The organism is Salinivibrio sp. KP-1, assembly GCF_000968645.1.
GTDB lineage: Bacteria > Pseudomonadota > Gammaproteobacteria > Enterobacterales > Vibrionaceae > Salinivibrio > Salinivibrio siamensis.
In genome coordinates this window covers 22161-43075 of record NZ_LAQR01000036.1, presented here as the reverse complement: position 1 = coordinate 43075, position 20915 = coordinate 22161, and the positions used below count along the sequence as shown (strand labels likewise).

The following is a 20915-nucleotide window of genomic DNA, read 5'->3' as shown; positions in this document are numbered from 1 at the left end:
TATCGCTAAAAGCAATAAATATTTCAATCAATAGTTAAAAAGGTTTGGTTTAAAATGCAATAAAAATGACATTTCACCGAAACCTTGTATCTTCTCGTGATTGCACGCACCGATAACCCACCACAGTGCCTGCCTTGATAAACAGACAACCATCCTCCCGCTCCACCCTCAATCTCATATTCATTCATCAGGATCAGTGCAACAGTGATAGTGACTTGTTTCACTATAAACTAGGGCTACCAGCATGAATCACTAACCCCAATGATTGTGTGCAGTCGCTCCCTGAACGTCCATCGCATCGCTAGGGTCAGGCTCTCTGACACTGAATAACCGTATTTATTAGGGGTTGGTAATTTTTAGCAATCCTCTACAATTGGTTGAGTGATGCCGAGCCTCTTCCTGCTCGGCTTTTTTTCATCCAATTAAGCAAAGAGTGCCTGATGGAGTCTGCTTCTCGCGCAAAGCGCTTGTTCTCGACCACCCTACCCATGCTGTTTGGCGTACTGTCACTGATGAGTTTTCAGCTCGTTGACAGTGCTTTCATTGGTCAGCTGGGCGTGTTGCCCCTCGCCGCGCAAGGCTTCACCTTGCCGATTCAGATGATCATTATCGGCATTCAAGTCGGACTCGGGATTGCGACCACGGCGGTGATCTCGCGCGCGCTCGGGGCCGATCAGTGCCGTTACGCCAAACAACTCGGCGGTTTAATTTTATTTATCGGCACCACAGGGGTCGCCTTGTTCGCCGGTTTACTTTATGCATTACGCCACCCCATCTTGCAGCTGCTGGATGCACCGGATAATGTGTTTCCGGTAATTGATAGCTATTGGCAAATTTGGTTAGTCAGTGCCTGGACAGGCGCGGTACTCTACTTCTTTTATAGCCTAGCACGCGCCAATGGAAACACCATGTTGCCCGGCTCCATGATGGTGGTGACCAGCTTATTAAACCTCGCGCTCGATCCGGTGTTTATCTTTTGGCTCGATTGGGGCATTAATGGCGCGGCCGTCGCCACCTTAATTGCGTTTGGCTCAGGCATCGCCATTGTCGCGCCCCGCGTGTTTGGTAAAGGTTGGGTTTCGTTTGACTGGCAAGACTTAGACATCAAACACAGTGTGGGTTCGATTGGGCATATTATGGGGCCGGCAATGATAAGCCAACTGCTGCCGCCGGTGTCATCTATGCTGGCCACCAAGCTGCTCGCCAGCTTTGGCTCAGCGGCAGTGGCCGCCTGGGCGCTGGGTTCACGCTTTGAGTTTTTCGCCATTGTCTCGGTGCTGGCGCTGACCATGTCGATGCCCCCTATGGTGGGTCGTTTGCTGGGTAAAGGCGATCTGACCGAAGTGCGGCATCTGGTCAAGTTAGCCTGTCAGTTTATTCTCGGCTTTCAATTGCTGATAGCACTGGTCACCTGGCTTGCCGCCGCTCCCTTGGCAGACTTGATGACCAGCGATCAACAAGTCACCGATATCTTGTACACCCACCTCACGCTAGTGCCATTTAGTCTTGGCGCTCTGGGGGTGTGTATGTTGATGGTGTCGATTACCAATGCATTAGGTCGCTCATACACCGCCCTAACCATTTCTGCGCTCCGCCTATTTGCGTTTTTCCTGCCCTGCCTCTGGCTAGGCGCACAAATTGGCGAGCTGTTTGGCCTGTTTGCCGGTGCCTTAATCGGTAACCTACTCGCAGGCGCCGTGGCTTATGCAATGTACCGACGTACGCTAGCCAAACTGATGGCGCGCGAATAGAGAGCCAAAACGTCAACCTTGGGGCATCGGCTCAGTTCGCACACAGACACGCCGTCAATCCTTCCCTGGAGGCTCCGCCGCGCCATCCATGGCGCGGAGGGTCTGCTTAGCGAAATAAGCCGATCATCAAACCCTCCAGCGTTCGCCCCCAACTAAAAAGCCCACCAAATATAAGGCGGGCTCAAAGGATAAAAACGGTTAACGCGCGGGGTTAATAACCCAGTTGCGTTAAGGTCGCTTCAATGTCTTTACCGTCGCTGTCGGTTAGGGCTTTAACCGCCACGTTAGGACGGTTGGTAAAGAAGCCATCCACGCCACGCTCACGGTAACGAATCAAATCTTCGCGATCGTCCAAGGTGTACATGTGCATCAATAAGCCTTTTTCATGGCTCATGTCCACCATCCAGGTCTTCGCTAGGTCCATATAGCTAAATTGGCTTGACCAGGCATCATCGAAGTTGGCTTGCGTGCCCGACGGGCCTACACCGATGGCACCGTGCTCCTTGGCATAATCCAACCACTCTGCGTAGCCGGCTTTCGAGGCCACTTCTTGGCGCGCATAGTACTGAGCGTAGGACTCATCATCCGCTTTCGGCGCGCTGTCTTTGGTCGGAATGTAGCCATCGCCTGCCCATAGCAGCAAGATTTTTGGCACGTTTGGCATCACATCTTGCAATGCTTCAAGGCTCGATTTATTAAAAGTCTGCAGGATTACTTTGCCTTTGGCGTCATCATCTAACCAACCATGCTCGGTCAAGTCTTGCTTCAAATCCTGCTCAATCCCTGGGAAGAACTCCGGCACCTTGGTTTCGATATAAAGCCCGGGCTGATGGGCACAGTCTTCAGCGATTTCACGTACCTGATCCAGTGTCACTAACTTCAATCCGCGGAAGCTCTCACGCGCACGCTCTGGGTATGACTGATTAAACCAGCTGCCCGCATCCAGCTTTTCCAGCTCTGCCCAAGTAAAGGTATTGACTGGGTCGTCGGCACGCTCAGGATAAACTGTCTCAATATTAGTGTTGCGCTTAAGGTTGTCGTCATGCACCGCAATCAGTTTGCCGTCTTTAGTGCGTTGCAGATCAAGCTCGAGATAATCGGCCCCCACTTCACACGCAAGTTGGTAGGCCGGCAAGGTTGATTCTGGTGCATTGTAAGAATCACCACGGTGGGCAATCACGGCGTGATCAGCAATGCCAAGTTGTTCGCTAAGCGCACTGTCACTGGCTTGGGCAAAAGAAGGGTAAGATAAGGCACTGGCTACACTCAGGGCAGTAGCCGTCACGCTCAAGGTCGCTTTTAATGATGTGTTCAACGGAAACTCCTTAATGTCGTTGAAATTGGCGAGATAATTAAACGCTTGTTCAATTATCGAGACAGCATAGCAAAACCCTGATTTAAAGAGAAAAAATAAAAACGCCCACAACAACGTGGGCGTTAGTCGGGCTAAGAAGCTAGCGGCCAGAGTGACTCAACCGCCTGCAGGGGGCGTTGGTCGGGATTGGATAAATAGTGGGGGCGCGGTGACAACCCACTAAAGGGCGTCACCGGTTTATTCTCCACACTGTTATAGACAAACATTAAAATTGAGCGTGGGTCGTTGGCGATATTATCGGGTGAACCATGCATCAAGTTACAATCATGGAACACCAAGGTACCGGCTTGTCCCGTTACCGAGGCAATGCCATTGTCTTCTAACAATGCCTCCATGGTCTCTGGCTTGGGCACACCCAGCATTTGTTTTTTCAGCGATTGCTGATAGTTTTTTTCGCCGGTGTTGCCTTCACAAGACGCATAGTGATGGTGTGAGCCGGGGATCACATACAAAGGCCCATTGTGCTCGGTGTTGTCAGTTAGCATCAGCCATACGGTCACGGCTCGCATCCGTGGCATTCCATCCTCAACGTGCCAAGTCTCGAAGTCAGAATGCCAAGGAAACGACTTGCCTTTAAACGCAGGCTTAATATTGACTCGCGATTGCATCAAATATGCGTCCGAGCCCAAAATTTGCCGCACTTTATTGAGAATGCGCGGATCGCGTGAGAAGCGATCAATCAAATCACTGTAGGCAAAAGGTTTGAAAATGGTGCGCAGCTCGTCACTATCCGGCTCAGTATATAGCTCTTCATAGCCGGCCATATCATCGCGTAAACGGGTTATTTCACGTTTAAGCGGTGCCACCATTTCCGGCATGTAATCCTTCATAACTAGAAAGCCTTGGCGCTCGAACGTATCCAGCTCGTGCGGGCTTAAGCTATGCGGTACCTCTGGTTGCACACTGCCGTACACAACAGGGTCTAGACGTGGTGAAAGCGTTTCTTGTCCATTGACGCGTGAGGGATACAAATCGGGAGTACCTTCCATTATTGACACCTCCTTCATGTCGTTCGTTTTTTGGTGATATCTTCTCGCTGTTTGAGGCCCTAAAGGGCGTGAATTGAACACAACACAGGTGTGGGCGGCCAATCGAAAATCAACCCCCATACGCGTGCGATGCATCTTCTTGGATAACTGCGGGCTACCCTATCAGCTCAGCATCGAACAGTGAACCTTTGTCACCACAACGTCATTATGCCTCGTGAGGGATCCAGCGGATCGCTTTCACACCGATCCCGTTCAAATCCTCATTGGTTCGTGCTACCCTGCGCGCCTCCCACGGGGAACAACTATCTATTCGTCGATCGACGCCTGTACGTGTACGCTATACTGCGGATGGGCATCAGCCAGTGAAAGTGATCAATCCATGAGCCAAGGTACGCTTTACATTGTTTCCGCCCCAAGTGGTGCGGGTAAATCCAGTCTGATTTCAGCGTTGCTGAATGATAATCCTCGCTATGACATGAAAGTGTCAGTCTCTCACACAACGCGCGCCATGCGTCCGGGTGAAGAAAATGGCGTACACTATCATTTTGTCTCGGTGGAAGAATTTCAGTCACTGATTGCACAGGAAGCGTTCTTAGAGCACGCGCAAGTGTTTGGCAATTATTACGGCACCTCGCGCGTATGGATTGAAAAAATGCTTAATAATGGTGTCGATATTTTTCTCGATATCGATTGGCAAGGCGCTGAGCAAATTCGTCAGCAAATGCCGAACAGCAAGAGTATTTTCATTTTGCCACCAAGCCGTGAAGAGTTAGAAAGACGCCTCACGACACGTGGCCAAGACAGTGAGGAAGTGATTGCGCAACGCATGCAGGAAGCACGCTCCGAGATCTCTCACTATGCTGATTATGATTACCTGATTATTAATGATGACTTTGATGTCGCATTGATGGATATTAAGGCCATCATCCGTGCCGAGCGGATGGCACAAGCCAAACAAGCCAGCAAGTATCATGCAATGATCGACGAACTGTTGGCTGACTAACCACCACATTGAGACGTGGCCATTGCCCCAGCCAACGCTGGCAATAGGTCGCGGCCTTTTGTATACTTTTCGGTCATTTTGAATGACCTATTGATGACATAGCTGGAGTCCTTCATGGCACGCGTAACTGTTCAAGACGCCGTTGAAAAAATTGGTAACCGCTTCGATCTCGTTCTGGTTGCGGCTCGCCGCGCCCGTCAAATGCAAACGGGTGGCAAAGATGCCCTCGTCGCAGAAGAAAACGACAAGTACACAGTGATCTCTTTGCGTGAAGTTGAAGAAGGACTGATCAACAAAGAAGTCCTCGACGCGCGTGAGCGTCAGGAAAAGCAAGAGCAAGAAGCCGCTGAAATGGCCGCGGTAAGCACCATTTCGGGTCAACGTTAAACGCTGCATTTATCAGGGACAGGCCGTTTGTATCTATTTGATAGCCTGAAAGAAGTTGCTAGCCAGTATTTGCCGGAGTCACAGCTTGAAGCGCTTCGGCAAGCCTACCTAGTAGCCAGGGATGCCCACGACGGGCAAACTCGCTCAACCGGCGAACCTTATATCATTCACCCCATCGCGGTGGCACGGATCTTGGCGGAAATGCGCTTGGACTGTGAAACCCTGATGGCGGCATTGCTGCATGATGTCATTGAGGACACTGAGGTGACCAAAGACGATCTGCAGCAACGCTTTGGTGATGTGGTGGCTGACTTGGTCGACGGCGTCTCTAAGCTTGATAAGCTTAAATTTCGCGACCGTAAAGAAGCCCAAGCCGAGAACTTTCGCAAAATGGTCATGGCGATGGCCCATGACATTCGCGTGATCCTGATAAAATTGAGTGACCGCACCCACAATATGCGTACCTTGGGCGCCCTCCGCCCAGACAAAAAACGCCGTATTGCCCGTGAAACGCTAGAAATCTTCGCCCCTCTCGCCCACCGCTTGGGTATCCATAATATAAAGGTGGAGCTTGAAGAGCTCGGCTTTGAGGCCTTGTACCCCAATCGCTACCGCGTCCTTAAAAAGGTGATCGCGCAAGCGCGGGGGAACCGCAAAGAGATGATCCAAAAAATCCATGCGGAAATTGAAGGTCGTTTGGAAGATGCCGGGATTAACGCCCGTGTGCTGGGCCGAGAGAAAAACCTCTACTCCATCTATAACAAGATGAAGAATAAAGAGCAGCGTTTCCATACCATCATGGATTTATACGCGTTTCGAGTGATTGTGGGTGATCTTGATACCTGCTATCGCGTGCTAGGGCAAATGCATAACTTGTATAAGCCACGCCCAGGCCGGCTCAAAGACTATATCGCGGTGCCTAAAGCCAACGGGTATCAATCACTGCACACCTCGATGATTGGTCCACATGGTGTCCCGGTGGAAGTACAAATTCGTACCGAAGACATGGATCAAATGGCCGACAAAGGGGTCGCGGCACACTGGGCGTATAAAAGCGGTGCCGACAGGCCCTCTGGCACCACCGCACAAAAACGGGCGCAGCGCTGGATGCAAAACATTATTGAGCTCCAACAAAGTGCCGGTAGCTCGTTTGAATTTATTGAGAGCGTCAAGTCGGATCTCTTCCCCGATGAGCTGTACGTCTTTACCCCCAAAGGGCGGATTGTCGAGCTCCCTGTCGATGCCACCGCGGTCGACTTTGCCTATGCCGTCCATACCGATGTGGGCAATACCTGTGTCGGGGCGCGGGTTAACCGTCAACCTTACCCGCTGAGTCAGCCGCTCAAAAATGGTCAAACAGTAGAGATTATCACCGCACCCGGCGCGCGCCCCAACGCGGCTTGGCTTAACTATGTGGTGACTGCACGGGCCCGGACGAAAATTCGTCAAGTGCTGAAAACCATGCGCCGTGAAGAGTCGGTGACCTTAGGGCGTCGTCTGCTCAATCATGCGCTTGGAGAGCAAAACCTGCCGGATATCAACCCTGAGCGGGTTGAGGCAGTACTAAGTGACTTAAAGCTGAAAACCAGCGACGACTTACTCGCGTCGATTGGCCTTGGCGAACTCATGAGCGTAGTGATCGCACGTCGCTTGCTAGATCAAGACCCGGCGGCCCCCACCGAGGGCAAAATGCCTATCCGTGGTGCCGATGGTATCTTGGTCACCTATGCCAATTGCTGTCGTCCAATCCCAGGTGACCCGATCATTGCCCATGTCAGCCCAGGTAAAGGCTTGGTTATCCACCGTGAGACCTGTGCCAACATCCGTGGTCACCGCCAAGAGCCGGATAAATATATGCCCGTCGAGTGGGCGGATGATTTTGAACAAGAGTTCAGCACACGGGTGCGTGTGGATATGCAAAACCATCAAGGGGCGCTGGCAGATTTAACCAATACCATTGCATCAACCGGCTCTAATATCCAAGGGCTAACCACCGAAGAGCGCGATGGCCGCTTGTACACTATCTTTGTTCGCCTAACGACCAAAGACAGAGTGCACCTAGCCAATATCATGCGCCGCCTGCGGGTGATGCCTAACGTGGTGAAGGTTAGCCGCCAGAAAAACTGATCGCCTCAATACACTATTGCCCGTCGCCCGTCCTTTTTGGCGGGCGCATTTGTTTTTCGTCTGCCATTTACGGAATTGAATCATGACCCCTGAACGCTTTGAACGCATTCATCAGGTCTTGGCCCAACGCCAGCCTGATCTCACTGTCTGCATGGAGCAAGTTCATAAACCCAATAATATTTCCGCTATCATTCGCACTGCCGACGCTGTGGGGATTCATCGCATGCATGCCGTGTGGCCAGAAGGCACCAAGATGCGCACCCTCGGGGGCACATCGGCCGGCTCACGCAACTGGATAGATGTGGTGACTCACAACACCACGGAAGAAGCGTTTAATACCATGCAAGCCCAAGGGATGCAGGTGTTAGTCACCAACTTATCGGATACCGCGGTCGATTTTCGCGAGATTGACTACACCCGTCCGACTGCCATCGTGCTGGGGCAAGAAAAACAAGGCATCAGTCGCGAAGCGCTCGACAAAGCGGACCAAGACATCCTCATTCCTATGGTGGGTATGGTACAGTCACTCAATGTGTCAGTGGCCAGTGCCTTGATTTTGTACGAAGCACAGCGCCAGCGCCAAGCGGCTGGCATGTATCAACAGGATAAAACCCGCTTACCCGAACACGAGATCCACCACATTTTGTTCGAGCGCGGCCATCCGGTACTTGCCCGGGTGGCAAAACAAAAAGGTTTGCCTTATCCGCCTTTAGATGAACATGGTCAAATCGTGGCGGATGAGGCGTGGTGGGCACAGATGCAAGCGGCTAAACACGCACGTTAGTCATGTACAATAGCCAGCGCTAACCAAATAGAGAAACGGATGCGATCTTCCATGCTGAGTGCCGTTACTGTCGATACCTTAAGCGGTGTTGGCAATAAGATGGCAGAAAAACTGGCAAAAGTTGGCCTGCATACAGTGCAGGACGTGTTGTTTCACCTGCCTTATCGCTATGAAGATCGTACCCGTGTCTGGCCGGTCGCTAGCCTCTTACCTGGCCAACATGCGACTATCGAAGGTGAGATCACCCACAACGATACCGTATTTGGTCGCCGCCGGATGCTCACCGTCCGGGTGCAAGATGGCAGCGGCGCGTTAACACTACGGTTTTTCAATTTTAATGCCGCGATGAAAAACAGTTTAGCGGTCGGCAAGCAAGTGAAAGCCTACGGCGAACTCAAACGCGGAAAGCATGGGCTGGAGATCATTCACCCCGAGTATCAGGTGTTTTCTGAGCCCACCGAATTGGTGATGGAAGAAACCCTGACCCCCGTGTATCCCACCACGGAGGGGCTGCGCCAAGCGACCCTGCGCAGCCTGACCGATCAAGCGCTGGCGTTGCTGGATAAAAGTGGCGTCGACGAGCTGCTGCCCGAGGGCTTGTACGATCGACAACTCTCATTGCGCGAGGCGTTGCACCTATTACATCGCCCACCGCCAGATACCGCGCTAGAGGATCTATTAACCGGTCAACATCCCGCTCAGCGGCGCTTAATCATTGAAGAGCTCCTTGCCCAGCACCTGTCGATGCTGTCTGTGCGCCACCAGGCACAGCAAGTGAAAGGGTTTGCGCTCGCGCCCAGTCAGTCACTGGGACAGCGTCTTTTAGATAACCTGCCTTTCACTCCCACCGGCGCACAAACCCGAGTGGTGAGCGAGATCAGTGCCGATTTAGCTAAACCATTTCCAATGATGCGCCTCGTGCAAGGGGATGTCGGCGCGGGCAAGACCTTGGTGGCCGTCCTCGCCGCCTTGCAAGCGATTGAGCAAGGCCATCAAGTGGCATTGATGGCACCGACCGAGCTCTTGGCCGAGCAACACGCCACCAACTTTTCCCAGTGGCTTGAGCCATTGGGGATTCAGGTTGGTTGGCTGGCTGGCAAGTTAAAAGGAAAAGCACGCGAAGACACCCTGGCACAAGTTGCCGATGGCAAAACACAAATGGTGGTCGGTACTCATGCGTTATTTCAAGCCAGTGTCCGGTTCCACCGCTTAGCACTGGTGATTATTGATGAGCAACACCGCTTTGGCGTTCATCAGCGTCTTGCGCTGCGTGAAAAAGGCGAGCAACAAGGTGCGCATCCACACCAGTTGATCATGACCGCGACCCCCATTCCTCGTACCTTGGCGATGACCGCCTATGCCGATTTAGAAACCTCAGTGATTGATGAGTTACCCCCAGGTCGTACCCCCATTCAAACCGTTGCCGTCCCCGACACCCGCCGTGACGATATCATCGCCCGCGTCAGTGCTGCCTGTGCCGCCGGTCGACAAGCGTATTGGGTATGCACCTTGATTGAAGAGTCCGACGCCTTAGAAGCGCAAGCCGCCGAAGACACGGCCACCGCACTCAAAGACGCCCTACCCAACCTGGAAATTGGTTTGGTTCACGGGCGAATGAAAGCGACGGACAAGCAAGCGGTGATGGACGCTTTTAAGCAAGGCGAACTGCAGTTATTGGTAGCGACCACTGTGATTGAAGTGGGGGTCGATGTGCCCAATGCCAGTTTAATGATCATTGAAAACCCAGAACGGCTGGGGCTCGCACAGCTGCACCAGTTACGTGGCCGTGTCGGCCGAGGCGCAGTCGCCAGTCATTGTGTACTGCTTTACCATGCGCCCTTATCTAAAACCGCGAGTCAGCGGCTTGGGGTACTGCGCGACAGTAATGATGGCTTTGTTATCGCCCAGCGCGATCTTGAAATCCGCGGGCCGGGTGAACTATTGGGGACTCGGCAAACGGGCTTGGCCGAATTTAAAATCGCCGACTTGGTGAGAGACCAAGCGCTGATCCCTGAAGTACAAAAACTGGCGACCCATATCCATCAACATTACCCACAACATGCGGATGCGATTATTCGCCGCTGGCTGGGGCATAAAACCCATTACTCCAACGCCTGATCACCGCTATAACGCTCCCAATGGGTCATGATCAGCGCCATGGCTTCTGACTTACTGTAGCCTGCTTCGCTGGTCGCATGAATAAATTGCGCCAGCGTTGCTTCAACATATTGCAGACGTTGCTCTGGCTCAGCAGGACGCATGGCATCACTGACCTGCATACCCACGCCGGGCAAGCGCTCTAGCCACCCGTCTTCAACCAATTGCTGATAGCTGCGCGATACCGTCATTGGGTTCATCGCCAGTGTTTTGGCCAATTGCCGCACCGAGGGGAGGCGCGCCCCCGGATAAAGTGTACCACTGGCAATTTGCCGTTGAATTTGGTCAATAAGCTGCTGAAATTTAGGCGTCGGATCCTGACTGTCTAGCGATAAACGCATAGCCTTTTCCCAGTGTATTGAATCTCTATGACAGTATGGCCTAACGCCCGCATTCCGCGACTTCCGCCGCTAAAAACGTGGTCACACGCACACGAGGGGTTATTTTTTATTGCCCACGGGAAACGTCATTTGAATTCTCAGCCCGCCTTCAGTACGTGAAGAAAGACGAATATCACCATGGAGCTGTTCCACAATGCGTTTGACGATAGCCAGCCCTAAGCCTGTCCCTTCACTACCGCGTGCGGTGTCGCCGCGTGTAAAGGGTTGAAATAGCGAGTTTTCTAAGTTGGCATCGATCCCTGGGCCATTGTCTTCCACTTCCACCCACTGATAGGTGTGATCGGCATTACTGCCACAGCCGAGACGGACCCAACCGTGTCCATAACGCACCGCATTGACCACCAGGTTGGTCACCGCACGCTTTAAGGCCACCGAGTTGGCAAATAACTCTCCGTGCAACGCCCCTAAATCGAGTTCAATATCGACACCGACTTGCTGCTGATTACTCGCCACATCGCGGCAAATACTGGCTAAATCAATCGGATCAGGATCTTGTTGCTGCACCGCGCGCAAGTAGTCCATAAATTGGTTGATGATTTCATTACACTCTTCGGTATCTTCGGTAATGCTATCGGCCAAGTAGGCATCATCTGATGACATCATTTCAGTCGCAAGGCGAATGCGCGTCAGTGGCGTGCGCAAATCATGGCTCACCCCGGCCATCAGCAAGGCGCGGTCTTCTTCGAGTTTGCGTATGCCGGCCGACATCTTATTAAACGCCACCGTCACCGCCTGAATTTCCGACGCCCCTCGCGGGGGGACAGGATCGGGAAAACGACCATCCGCCACATCTAACGCCGCCCGCTCAAGAGCCACGAGTGGACGGTTTTGCATCTTGATAAATAGCCACCCGCCCGCAATCACCAACAGGGCAATCACCAAGCTGTATTGAAACAAAGGGGCAAAGTCGTCTTGATGCAGTTCCGATAGCGGGATCCGCATTAAAAAGTCGTCAATCTGGTCAAACTTCAGCCATAGCACATAACTGTCTTCGCCACTGACCAAGCGTACTTCGGTTTGCGTGCCTAGCTCTTTGCTGATGTGCTCGCTTAAGTAATCAATCTCCATCGCGTCTTTAAACGCCGCCGCTTGGTCACTGTTGGGCGCATGCAAGGTGACACCAATCTGCTCCAATAGCTGCCGCCGCACAGGTTCACCAAGGTGAAGGACTTCACCATCCTTAAGATACCAATCTTCCTCCAGCATCAGGCGTACTTCGAACGCCAAGATTTTGTTGAACTGCTGCAAGCTGGGCAGTAAGGCATAATTGACGATGGTCAGATAAGAAAAAACTTGGCTGGCAATTAATAAGCCAGCCAAGATAAACAAGGTACGCGCAAAGTTAGTCCGCGGTGACATCCGCATCGCTACACCTCTCCATCCGGAACGAACACGTAGCCGAGCCCCCATACGGTTTGAATGTAACGCGGTTTGCTCGGATCTTCTTCTATCATGCGGCGCAACCGCGAAATTTGCACATCAATCGAGCGCTCCATAGCCGAATACTCACGACCACGCGCCATGTTCATCAGCTTATCACGTGACAAAGGCTCTCGCGCATTGGTCACCAAGGCTTTAAGCACCGCGAACTCGCCAGATGTAAGCGTCATGGGCTCATCATTGCGAAACATTTCTCGCGTGCCCAAGTTGAGGCGAAACTCGCCAAAGGTCACCGTGGTTGAGTCTGCACTCGGCGCGCCTGGCGCTTCAATGGTCTGCCGGCGCAATACCGCCCGTACCCGCGCCAATAGTTCACGCGGGTTAAAAGGCTTGGGCAAGTAATCATCAGCACCCACCTCTAAGCCAACAATGCGGTCAATCTCATCGCCCTTGGCGGTCAGCATCAAAATCGGCAACTGGTTATTCGCTTGACGCAAACGGCGACACACAGACAGGCCATCTTCACCCGGCAACATCAGATCCAGTACCATCAGGTGAAAGGCTTCACGCGCGAGTAAGCGATCCATTTGCTCGGCATTGGCCACACTGCGTACCTGAAAACCTTGCTCGGTCAGGTAGCGTTCCAGTAGCGAGCGCAGACGCATATCATCATCCACCACTAGAATTTTATAGTTCTCTTGCATGCTAAGCCCTCAATGCTGATCGTTGCCCGGCCATCGATTGACCGTCACTTATATCATACTGAATTTTGCCACAATTGAATGTCAGACCGCGTGTTTGTCTGTCACCACATGCGGAGTAAATTGTTACCGAGTGTTGCCTCGACAAGCTTGTCCGCTTCTTGTAGTTTCCTGAACAAGGTTATATCGCGCGACGCCGAATGGCTAGCGAAAGGAGAGGTAACGTGAAAACCAAATTGGTGACCCGAGAGGGGTTTAACGCGCTCAAAGCCGAGCACGATTACCTGTGGCACGAACGACGCCCAGAAGTGACCAAAATTGTCAGCTGGGCCGCCAGTTTAGGTGATCGCTCAGAAAACGCTGACTACACCTACAATAAGCGGCTGTTACGTCAAATTGACCGTCGCGTCCGTTATCTGCGCAAACGCCTCAATGACTTAACCATTGTTGATTACGCGCCAGAACAAGAAGGGCGGGTCTTTTTTGGCGCCTGGGTGGAAATAGAAAACGAGGCCGGCGACACCAAACAATTTCGAATCGTTGGCCCTGATGAGATTTATGAACGCAAAGATTACATTTCTATCGATGCCCCTATGGCGCGGGCGCTATTAAAAAAAGCCGTTGATGACGAAGTGGTGGTCTCAACCCCTGAAGGTGAAAAGCAGTGGTTTGTGAATACCATTACCTACCCAAAGCCCAATGACACCGACGCTCAGTAATCACGGAGGGAACCTTCGCCTCCATCGCGGTCAAAAATGCTATCCCTTGGCAGGGTATCCCCTGCCGTGCTTGTAGAGAAAAGGAAACACATGCACACATCCATTACACAAACCCTGGCGCACGAACTCAATGTCGCACCAGGTCAAGTTAAGACAGCGGTTGAGCTGCTTGACGATGGTAACACTGTCCCTTTTATCGCTCGCTATCGTAAAGAAGCGACTCAGGGCCTGGATGACTCGCAGTTGCGTACCCTAGAAACGCGATTGGTCTATCTGCGCGAATTGGATACCCGGCGCGACACCATCCTCAAATCGATTGACGAACAAGGCAAACTCACCGAGAGCCTGCGCCGCGATATTCTCGCCGCGGAGAGTAAAAACCGCCTAGAAGATCTCTATCTGCCTTACAAACCCAAGCGCCGAACCAAAGGACAGATCGCGATTGAAGCCGGCCTCGCCCCCTTGGCCGAGGCCCTGTGGCAAGACGCCTCACACAACCCTGACACGCTTGCCGAGCAATACATCAATGCTGAAAAGGGCGTCGCCGATACCAAAGCAGCACTCGAGGGGGCCCGCGCCATCATGATGGAACGCCTCGCTGAGGATGCGAGCTTACTTGAGGCGCTGCGCCAATACCTTAAGCAATATGCGGTGCTACGCGCCACTGTGATTGCGGGTCAGGAAGAGAAAGGGGCAAAGTTCAAAGACTACTTTGCCCACCAAGAGCCGATTGCCAAAGTGCCCTCTCACCGCGCGCTGGCGATGCTACGTGGTCGCAATGAAGGCGTACTGCAGCTGGCGCTGGTTGCCGACCCCGACCAAGCACCAGACAGCAAGCAAAGCGTATGCGAAACCATGATTGCTCAGCATTACCAGCTGTCTTTAGGCACCGCACCGGCTGACCGTTGGCGCAAGCAGGTGATTGCCTTTGCGTGGCGGGTAAAAATCTTGATGCATCTCGAGACAGAGTTCATGGCCAATCTGAAAGAGCGCGCGGAAAATGACGCCATTGATGTGTTTGCCGCCAACTTAAAAGATGTATTGATGGCTGCACCGGCTGGCCCTCGCTGCACCATGGGGATAGACCCAGGCCTACGTACCGGCTGTAAAGTGGCGGTGGTGGATGGCACGGGCAAACTGCTCGACACCGCCACGATTTATCCCACCGCGCCTAAACACGATATTGAAGGGGCAAGCAAAACCCTGCGCCGTTTTATTGATCGCCATGGCGTGAACTTGATTGCCGTCGGCAATGGTACCGCCTCACGTGAAACGGAACACTTTGTCACCACCATGCTCAAGCAAGCCGACTTAAGCATTCAAACCGTGATGGTCAGTGAAGCCGGTGCCTCGGTTTATTCGGCGTCAGAGCTGGCAGCCAATGAGTTTCCCGATCTCGATGTCTCGCTACGTGGCGCGGTTTCCATTGCCCGTCGCTTGCAAGACCCCCTCGCCGAGCTGGTTAAAATTGATCCTAAATCGATTGGCGTCGGTCAGTATCAGCACGATGTCTCTCAAAGTCAGCTTGCCAAAAAGCTCGATGCCGTGGTGGAAGACTGTGTGAACGCCGTGGGGGTTGATTTAAATATCGCGTCCGCACCACTACTCACCCGGGTGGCAGGCCTTAGCCAAACCATGGCACAAAACATTGTTGCCTTTCGCGACGAAAATGGCCGATTTGGCGATCGTAAAACCCTGCTGAAAGTGCCGCGCCTTGGCCCGAAAGCCTATGAGCAATGCGCTGGCTTTTTACGGGTGATGGATGGCGCTAACCCGCTGGATCGCTCAGGTGTCCACCCAGAAACCTACCCTTTAGTTAAACAAATCGCCCAAAAGACTGGCAAAGCCATCGATGCCTTGGTGGGCAATGCGGGTATGCTACAAAGCTTAAACGCAAGCGATTATGCCACCGAGGCCTTTGGACAGATCACGGTCACCGACGTACTGAACGAGCTGGCCAAGCCGGGCCGCGATCCGCGTCCTGAGTTTAAAACCGCCACCTTTGCCGAGGGCGTGAATCAGATCAGTGACTTAAAACCAGGTATGCAACTCGAAGGCGTGGTCACTAACGTCACGCACTTTGGCGCATTCGTCGATATCGGCGTCCACCAAGATGGGCTCGTGCACATCTCTGCGCTATCAAACCGCTTTATTAGCGATCCCCGCGACGTGGTGAAAGCCGGTGATGTGGTGAAAGTGAAAGTCATGGAGGTGGATGCGCCGCGCAAACGCATTGGGTTATCGATGCGCCTCGACGACACCCCAGCCGCGAGCGAAACCACAGTTGCCGCCCCAAAGCAACGTGATAAAGGCCCGAAAAAACGGCAGGACAAACCCGCCGCAATGGGCAGCATGGCGGATGCCTTTGCCCGCGCCAAGCGCTCTTAGCCAAGCAAAAAGCCCCGCGATAATACGCGGGGCTTTGACGTCAATCGGCTCAACGGAAAGCGCTTAAATCACGATCAGCACTTCTGAGGGCATATTCGCCACGGTCGCTTGCTGATAACGCATGGCGACGACTGCACGCGTTTGCTCGAACCTTTTCAGCTCTTCCACTTTTTCAAGCACTTCTTCCGGCATTTTCAACCCCAGCGGGTAGCCGTTGTCTTTACGTGCTTGCTCTCCAGGCTCGGTACGTGCCATGGCGTCGACACGACCGGCAATGTTCGCCCCATCGTAATCAGCGTCAGACAAAGACTCGCGACTGTAGTCGAGCGAATAATTAGGGTGCTGTGACGGATCCCAAGATGAGCGGCCGAGCTGCTTGCCTTGATCGGTGGCCGCTTTGCCGTGTTCTGGCTCTGGGGCTTGCTTGGTGGGGACGATTTTTTCGCGCATGCGATTGTCCCGCGCAACTTGCTCGGTTGGCGGGTTCACCGATGGCGCGACAGTTGGGATACTGACGCTTGCTGGCGATATATTCATCTGATGCTACCTCCCAACATCAGCTGAAGGCCTAATTGTCAGTGCGGCCTCGTCTCCTTATAGTTTAGACGACAACCGCGAGTATGGTGCCTATTGTGCCCAACGCAGACAAAAATTGTCCCGCACTATAGGCCGTATCATCGTTTTCTTTCACTTTTTCCGGGTGGTCCATGCCCAACGCACCATAGGTAAAGGATTCAACCGATGATTTCTCTTCTGGCTTTTTAACACCTTCAGCGTTTTTCGCTGCTTTCACATCTTTGCTTTCTTTTGCTGCCTCAGCAGCAGAAAGCTTTTCAACAGGCTTCGCTTCTTTCGTATCTTTGGCCGCGTTGTCCGCATTTTGTTGCGGCTGTGTCGGCGCTTTTGGCTTCATCGTTTGTTGATGATACGCCTGAGACTGCCCAACGTTACCTACGTTCATTATGGTCTCTCCTAATGTCAGAGCAAGTGACATAGTTAACTTATCGGCAGAACCATGACAGGATTTAGTCAATTCTACCAAAAAACGATCCGCGCACACTATTCGGGCGGCAAGTTTTTGCCTAAAAAGGCAAGTAGCTTGTCCACCACTTCGTCAGGCTCCGTCACAAAGGGGGCATGAGCACTGTGTGCTAATACCTCGCATTGTGAGTGAGGCGCCAACGCAGACACCGCTTTCGCCACCGACGCAGGCACCAAACCGTCTAGCCGCCCGTATAACCGCAACCAAGGCACAGTGATCGCCTCACACTGTTGGCGAAGATCTGTGGTTGCCAGCATCGACAATCCATCTGCCAAAGCACGAGGGTCGGGCGCCGGCCGCGAAAACACCGCTTGTTTGAGCGCTTTCACATCTTTTCTCGCCGTGGGTGATCCCATGGCTTGCAGCGCCATGAAGCGCTCCACCGTTTGCGAAAAATCACGCTCAAGTTGGTCGGCAAAGTCGGTCAATACTGCCGGCTTGATTCCGCGCCATCCTGGCTCTGCAACAAACTTGGGTGAACTGGCCACGGTGACTAAACCACTCATACGCTGTGGCGATAAGTATGCCGCCTGTGTGGCGACTAACCCGCCCAGCGACCAACCGATCCAAGTTGCATGCGCTGGTGATTCTTTAAGCAACAGTTGTGCCAGTTTCTCTATATTAAGATCCGGTTGGTGGGCGCTGTGGCCGAAACCTGGTAGGTCAACACAGTGAACACGGTAATGCGCGGTCAGGTAAGGCAGTAACAGCGACCAAACAGCACTGTTCATCCCCCAGCCGTGAATGAGAACCAGATCGGGGCCTTGACCATAAGATTGCCAATCACATAACGCCATGCTTTACACTGCCTTGGTTGCTTTTCAATCAAGGTGCCTATGATACCAGCAATCAACCCAAGGCGCTTGACGCGTTGGCTGACCCATTGGAGAGGCAAGATCTTGCCCTTGCAATGCCCTGTTTGCCACTTATCACTGGCGACCACGTCGGTGGGGGCCACACAGGCTTTGTGTTGCGACGCATGCTGGGACGCCCACTACCAATATCATCTTTGCCAGTGTTGCGGTTTGCCGGTGACCGACTCCCAAGCGCGATGCGGTGCCTGCCTGAGCCACCCACCGGCGTGGGATCACTTGTTTGCCATCAGCGCTTACCATGATCCCTTGCCGCAACTTGTCCACGCATTCAAATACCAGCAGGCCTTCGAGTTGGCCTTGCCCTTTGCACGCCAGTTAAGCGAGCGTATCCTTCACCCCGCTCCCGTGCTGCTTCCTGTCCCTCTGCATTGGCGGCGTCGCTGGCAACGCGGCTTTAATCAAAGTGTGCATTTAGCTTGGGCGCTGGCCGACCACCTTGATACTCAAGTTGTCGATAACGTGTTAGTCCGACATCGCCATACTGCGCCACAACAAGGTTTAAGCCGACAGGCGCGGCTCTCTAATCTGAAACATGCGTTTGCGATCAGGGGCGAGCTGCCAAGTTCGCATGTGGCGATTGTTGATGATGTGGTCACGACTGGACAAACGGTGTCACAACTGTGCCGGTTATTACGCCGTGTGGGAGCAGAAACGATCGATATTTACTGTTTGGCACGTACCGATCTACCCTAACGGAAAGCGTGCTATCCATGCTCATAAAGTAGCCACATACTTCAAGGGGTGATAGCCAACGCAAACCGGAGTACACTGTATAAAACACACTGGATTAGTCAGGTATTTGTCGTGTCAGAAGTCAATATTTCAGAAAATGCACAAAGCCACTTTGTGAAGCTGCTTGAGCAGCAGCCCGAGGGCACCAATATTCGCGTGTTTGTGGTTAACCCAGGCACGCCAAACGCCGAGTGCGGTGTTTCTTATTGCCCACCCGAAGCGATAGAAAGCAGCGATACCGAACTTAAGTTCAACGGCTTTTCTGCCTTTATCGATGAGATGAGCCTGCCATTTTTAGACGAAGCGGAAATCGACTTTGTCACCGATAAAATGGGTTCACAGCTGACGCTGAAAGCACCGAATGCGAAAATGCGTAAAGTCGCCTCCGATGCCCCCTTGATGGAGCGGGTTGATTACGTGATTCAAAGCCAAGTTAACCCACAGCTTGCCAGCCATGGCGGCCATGTGAACTTGATAGAAATCACCGATGATGCGGTCGCGATTTTGCAATTCGGTGGCGGCTGTAATGGCTGCTCGATGGTGGACGTTACCCTAAAAGAAGGGATCGAAAAGCAGTTGCTGGCTGAGTTTAGCGGCGAGTTAAACGGCGTGCGTGATGTGACTGAGCATGCCCGTGGCGATCATTCTTACTACTAATAAACGCCGTCTCCTATCGCAAAAACAGGCCAAATGGCCTGTTTTTTTGTTCATTAGCCTCAGTGCGTGACGTGAAAAAAGCTATCTCGTCGCCAATGGTAAACAAAGCACACCGCAAGACTGAGCCCTCTTAGCGCCATAAAAGTAAGCATCGCTAACCACAGTGCATGATTGCCCCACCCTTGCGCTAACCACCATGCCGCAAAAAAACCTGCGGTGGCGACAAACATCCCATTGCGCATGTCTTTACCCCGCGTGGCACCAATAAAAATACCATCCAGCAAAAAGCACCACATCGATACCAAAGGCATAGCCACCAACCAAGGTAAATAACGCGCCGCTTGGTCACGCACCGCCTCGATATCGGAAATCAGCGCAATGATGTGATGGCCTGCCACGCCAAACGCCAACGTGATCGCCAAGCAAATCACCAACGACCAAAACGTGCTGCCTATGAGTGACACTAACAGCTCAGACTTGCTCTGCGCGCCAATCGCTCTACCGACCATTGCCTCCATCGCATAAGCAAAACCGTCCATTGCAAAAGAAATCAGCATCAGAAAGCTCATCAACACCGCATTGGCGGCCACAATGTCATCGCCGAGTGTCGCTCCTTGGAAGGTCATGAAGGTAAACGCCAACTGCAAGCTAAGGCTACGTAAAAAGATGTCTCGATTAAGCTTTAGCAAGCGGCTCATCCCAGTCAACCCGCGCTCGAACACCGACCAAACGGTCGGTAACTGACGCGACTGCCAGATACCTTTGACAAAATAGAGCCCCAGCATGAGGCCGAGATAATCGGCAACCACACTCGCCGCTGCGGCCCCTTCGACTTTCATATCGAGGCCCACCACAAACAGCAAATCAAGGACAATATTGGCGCTGTTAACCACAATCAGCAGCCACATCGGCTGGCGCGCATTTTGGGCCCCCAGTAGCCAGCCCATGATCACCAAGTTCATCAAGGTCGCCGGTGCACTAAAGATCCGAATGGAGAAATACTGGCTCGCATAGTGTTTCACCTCAGCGCTGGCATCACTAAAGTGCATCACCCCCTCTAAAATAGGCACATGCAGTGCGATTAACAGTACAGCCAGCAAGCACGCTAAGGTCGCCCCACGCACAAAGGTCGCTGCCAGCTCACGGTTATCACTCGCGCCATAGGCTTGCGCGGTAAACCCGGTGGTCGCCATACGCAAAAAGCCCAACAGCCAAAAGGTGACATTTATCATGGTGCTGCCAACCGCCACACCACCTAAATACCATGCATGGTCTAAATGGCCGATCACCGCGGCATCCACTAACCCTAATAACGGAACGGTGATATTGGAGATCACCATAGGTAAAGCCAGCGATAAGACCCGCCAGTGAAGCTCACGCTGGGTTAAAGACTGCCACATACTTCCTCGATTTGAATTTTAAGTGATCTGCACTGCGTTTGAGAGAT

At 52.8% G+C, this 20915-nt stretch carries 19 protein-coding genes; 10 read left to right on the top strand and 9 right to left on the bottom strand.

The genetic code is table 11. The features are described from left to right. The first annotated feature begins 440 nt into the window (after positions 1-440). Positions 441-1751, top strand: coding sequence for an MATE family efflux transporter (locus WN56_RS08915; protein WP_046074666.1), 1311 nt, complete (start codon positions 441-443; stop codon positions 1749-1751). 211 nt (positions 1752-1962) lie between these two features. Here WN56_RS08915 and WN56_RS08910 read toward each other — a convergent pair whose 3' ends face one another. Beyond that, entirely contained in the window at positions 1963-3066 is a 1104-nt protein-coding gene (locus WN56_RS08910; protein WP_231637426.1) for a glycerophosphodiester phosphodiesterase, read from the bottom strand. 131 nt (positions 3067-3197) lie between these two features. After that, positions 3198-4115, bottom strand: coding sequence for a phytanoyl-CoA dioxygenase family protein (locus tag WN56_RS08905; protein ID WP_046074665.1), 918 nt, complete (start codon positions 4113-4115; stop codon positions 3198-3200). A gap of 379 nt (positions 4116-4494) precedes the next feature. On the opposite strand from WN56_RS08905, the gene gmk reads away from it, so the two are divergent. The 5 genes from gmk (at position 4495) to recG (ending at position 10534) form a co-directional block, all read left to right on the top strand. Continuing rightward, the gene (gene gmk, locus WN56_RS08900; RefSeq protein ID WP_046074664.1) at positions 4495-5118 is read left to right on the top strand and encodes a guanylate kinase; all 624 of its coding nucleotides are present in this window, start codon (positions 4495-4497) and stop codon (positions 5116-5118) included. 114 nt (positions 5119-5232) lie between these two features. Continuing rightward, positions 5233-5505 carry a DNA-directed RNA polymerase subunit omega gene (gene rpoZ / locus WN56_RS08895; protein WP_046074663.1) on the top strand — a complete coding sequence of 91 codons (273 nt, stop codon included), beginning with the start codon at positions 5233-5235 and terminating at the stop codon, positions 5503-5505. Positions 5506-5532: 27 nt separating this feature from the next. Beyond that, entirely contained in the window at positions 5533-7632 is a 2100-nt protein-coding gene (gene spoT / locus WN56_RS08890; protein WP_046074662.1) for a bifunctional GTP diphosphokinase/guanosine-3',5'-bis pyrophosphate 3'-pyrophosphohydrolase, read from the top strand. Between the two features lie 82 nt (positions 7633-7714). Then, on the top strand, positions 7715-8416 hold the full coding sequence (trmH, locus tag WN56_RS08885) for a tRNA (guanosine(18)-2'-O)-methyltransferase TrmH (protein WP_046074661.1): 702 nt from the start codon (positions 7715-7717) through the stop codon (positions 8414-8416). Between the two features lie 39 nt (positions 8417-8455). After that, entirely contained in the window at positions 8456-10534 is a 2079-nt protein-coding gene (gene recG, locus WN56_RS08880) for an ATP-dependent DNA helicase RecG (protein ID WP_046074660.1), read from the top strand. Here the strand turns inward: recG and WN56_RS08875 are convergent. The 3 genes from WN56_RS08875 to ompR form a co-directional block, all read right to left on the bottom strand. Further along, positions 10519-10914: a GntR family transcriptional regulator gene (locus tag WN56_RS08875; RefSeq protein ID WP_046074659.1), complete on the bottom strand. Its 396-nt coding sequence runs from the start codon at positions 10912-10914 to the stop codon at positions 10519-10521. The genes recG and WN56_RS08875 overlap by 16 nt on opposite strands. Before the next feature lie 99 nt (positions 10915-11013). After that, positions 11014-12339: a two-component system sensor histidine kinase EnvZ gene (envZ, locus tag WN56_RS08870; protein ID WP_046074658.1), complete on the bottom strand. Its 1326-nt coding sequence runs from the start codon at positions 12337-12339 to the stop codon at positions 11014-11016. Between the two features lie 2 nt (positions 12340-12341). Further along, positions 12342-13058, bottom strand: a complete 717-nt coding sequence (ompR, locus tag WN56_RS08865) for a two-component system response regulator OmpR (RefSeq protein WP_046074657.1) — start codon at positions 13056-13058, stop codon at positions 12342-12344. Between the two features lie 221 nt (positions 13059-13279). On the opposite strand from ompR, the gene greB reads away from it, so the two are divergent. Both greB and WN56_RS08855 read left to right on the top strand, forming a co-directional pair. Further along, positions 13280-13774, top strand: a complete 495-nt coding sequence (greB, locus tag WN56_RS08860; RefSeq protein ID WP_046074656.1) for a transcription elongation factor GreB — start codon at positions 13280-13282, stop codon at positions 13772-13774. Positions 13775-13864: 90 nt separating this feature from the next. Then, the gene (locus tag WN56_RS08855; RefSeq protein ID WP_046074655.1) at positions 13865-16162 is read left to right on the top strand and encodes a Tex family protein; all 2298 of its coding nucleotides are present in this window, start codon (positions 13865-13867) and stop codon (positions 16160-16162) included. A 63-nt stretch (positions 16163-16225) separates the two neighbouring features. Here WN56_RS08855 and WN56_RS08850 read toward each other — a convergent pair whose 3' ends face one another. The 3 genes from WN56_RS08850 to bioH form a co-directional block, all read right to left on the bottom strand. Then, positions 16226-16699, bottom strand: a complete 474-nt coding sequence (locus WN56_RS08850) for a hypothetical protein (protein ID WP_046074654.1) — start codon at positions 16697-16699, stop codon at positions 16226-16228. Between the two features lie 64 nt (positions 16700-16763). Then, positions 16764-17123: a hypothetical protein gene (locus tag WN56_RS08845; RefSeq protein ID WP_046074653.1), complete on the bottom strand. Its 360-nt coding sequence runs from the start codon at positions 17121-17123 to the stop codon at positions 16764-16766. A 98-nt stretch (positions 17124-17221) separates the two neighbouring features. Continuing rightward, entirely contained in the window at positions 17222-18001 is a 780-nt protein-coding gene (gene bioH, locus WN56_RS08840; protein WP_046074652.1) for a pimeloyl-ACP methyl ester esterase BioH, read from the bottom strand. A gap of 39 nt (positions 18002-18040) precedes the next feature. Here bioH and WN56_RS08835 point away from each other — a divergent pair, with 39 nt between their 5' ends. Further along, positions 18041-18772, top strand: a complete 732-nt coding sequence (locus WN56_RS08835) for a ComF family protein (protein WP_082084439.1) — start codon at positions 18041-18043, stop codon at positions 18770-18772. A gap of 111 nt (positions 18773-18883) precedes the next feature. Beyond that, positions 18884-19468 carry a Fe-S biogenesis protein NfuA gene (nfuA, locus tag WN56_RS08830; RefSeq protein ID WP_046074650.1) on the top strand — a complete coding sequence of 195 codons (585 nt, stop codon included), beginning with the start codon at positions 18884-18886 and terminating at the stop codon, positions 19466-19468. A gap of 59 nt (positions 19469-19527) precedes the next feature. Here nfuA and dinF read toward each other — a convergent pair whose 3' ends face one another. After that, complete coding sequence (gene dinF, locus WN56_RS08825) at positions 19528-20868, bottom strand: MATE family efflux transporter DinF (RefSeq protein WP_046074649.1); 1341 nt, start codon at positions 20866-20868, stop codon at positions 19528-19530. Positions 20869-20915: the final 47 nt, after the last annotated feature.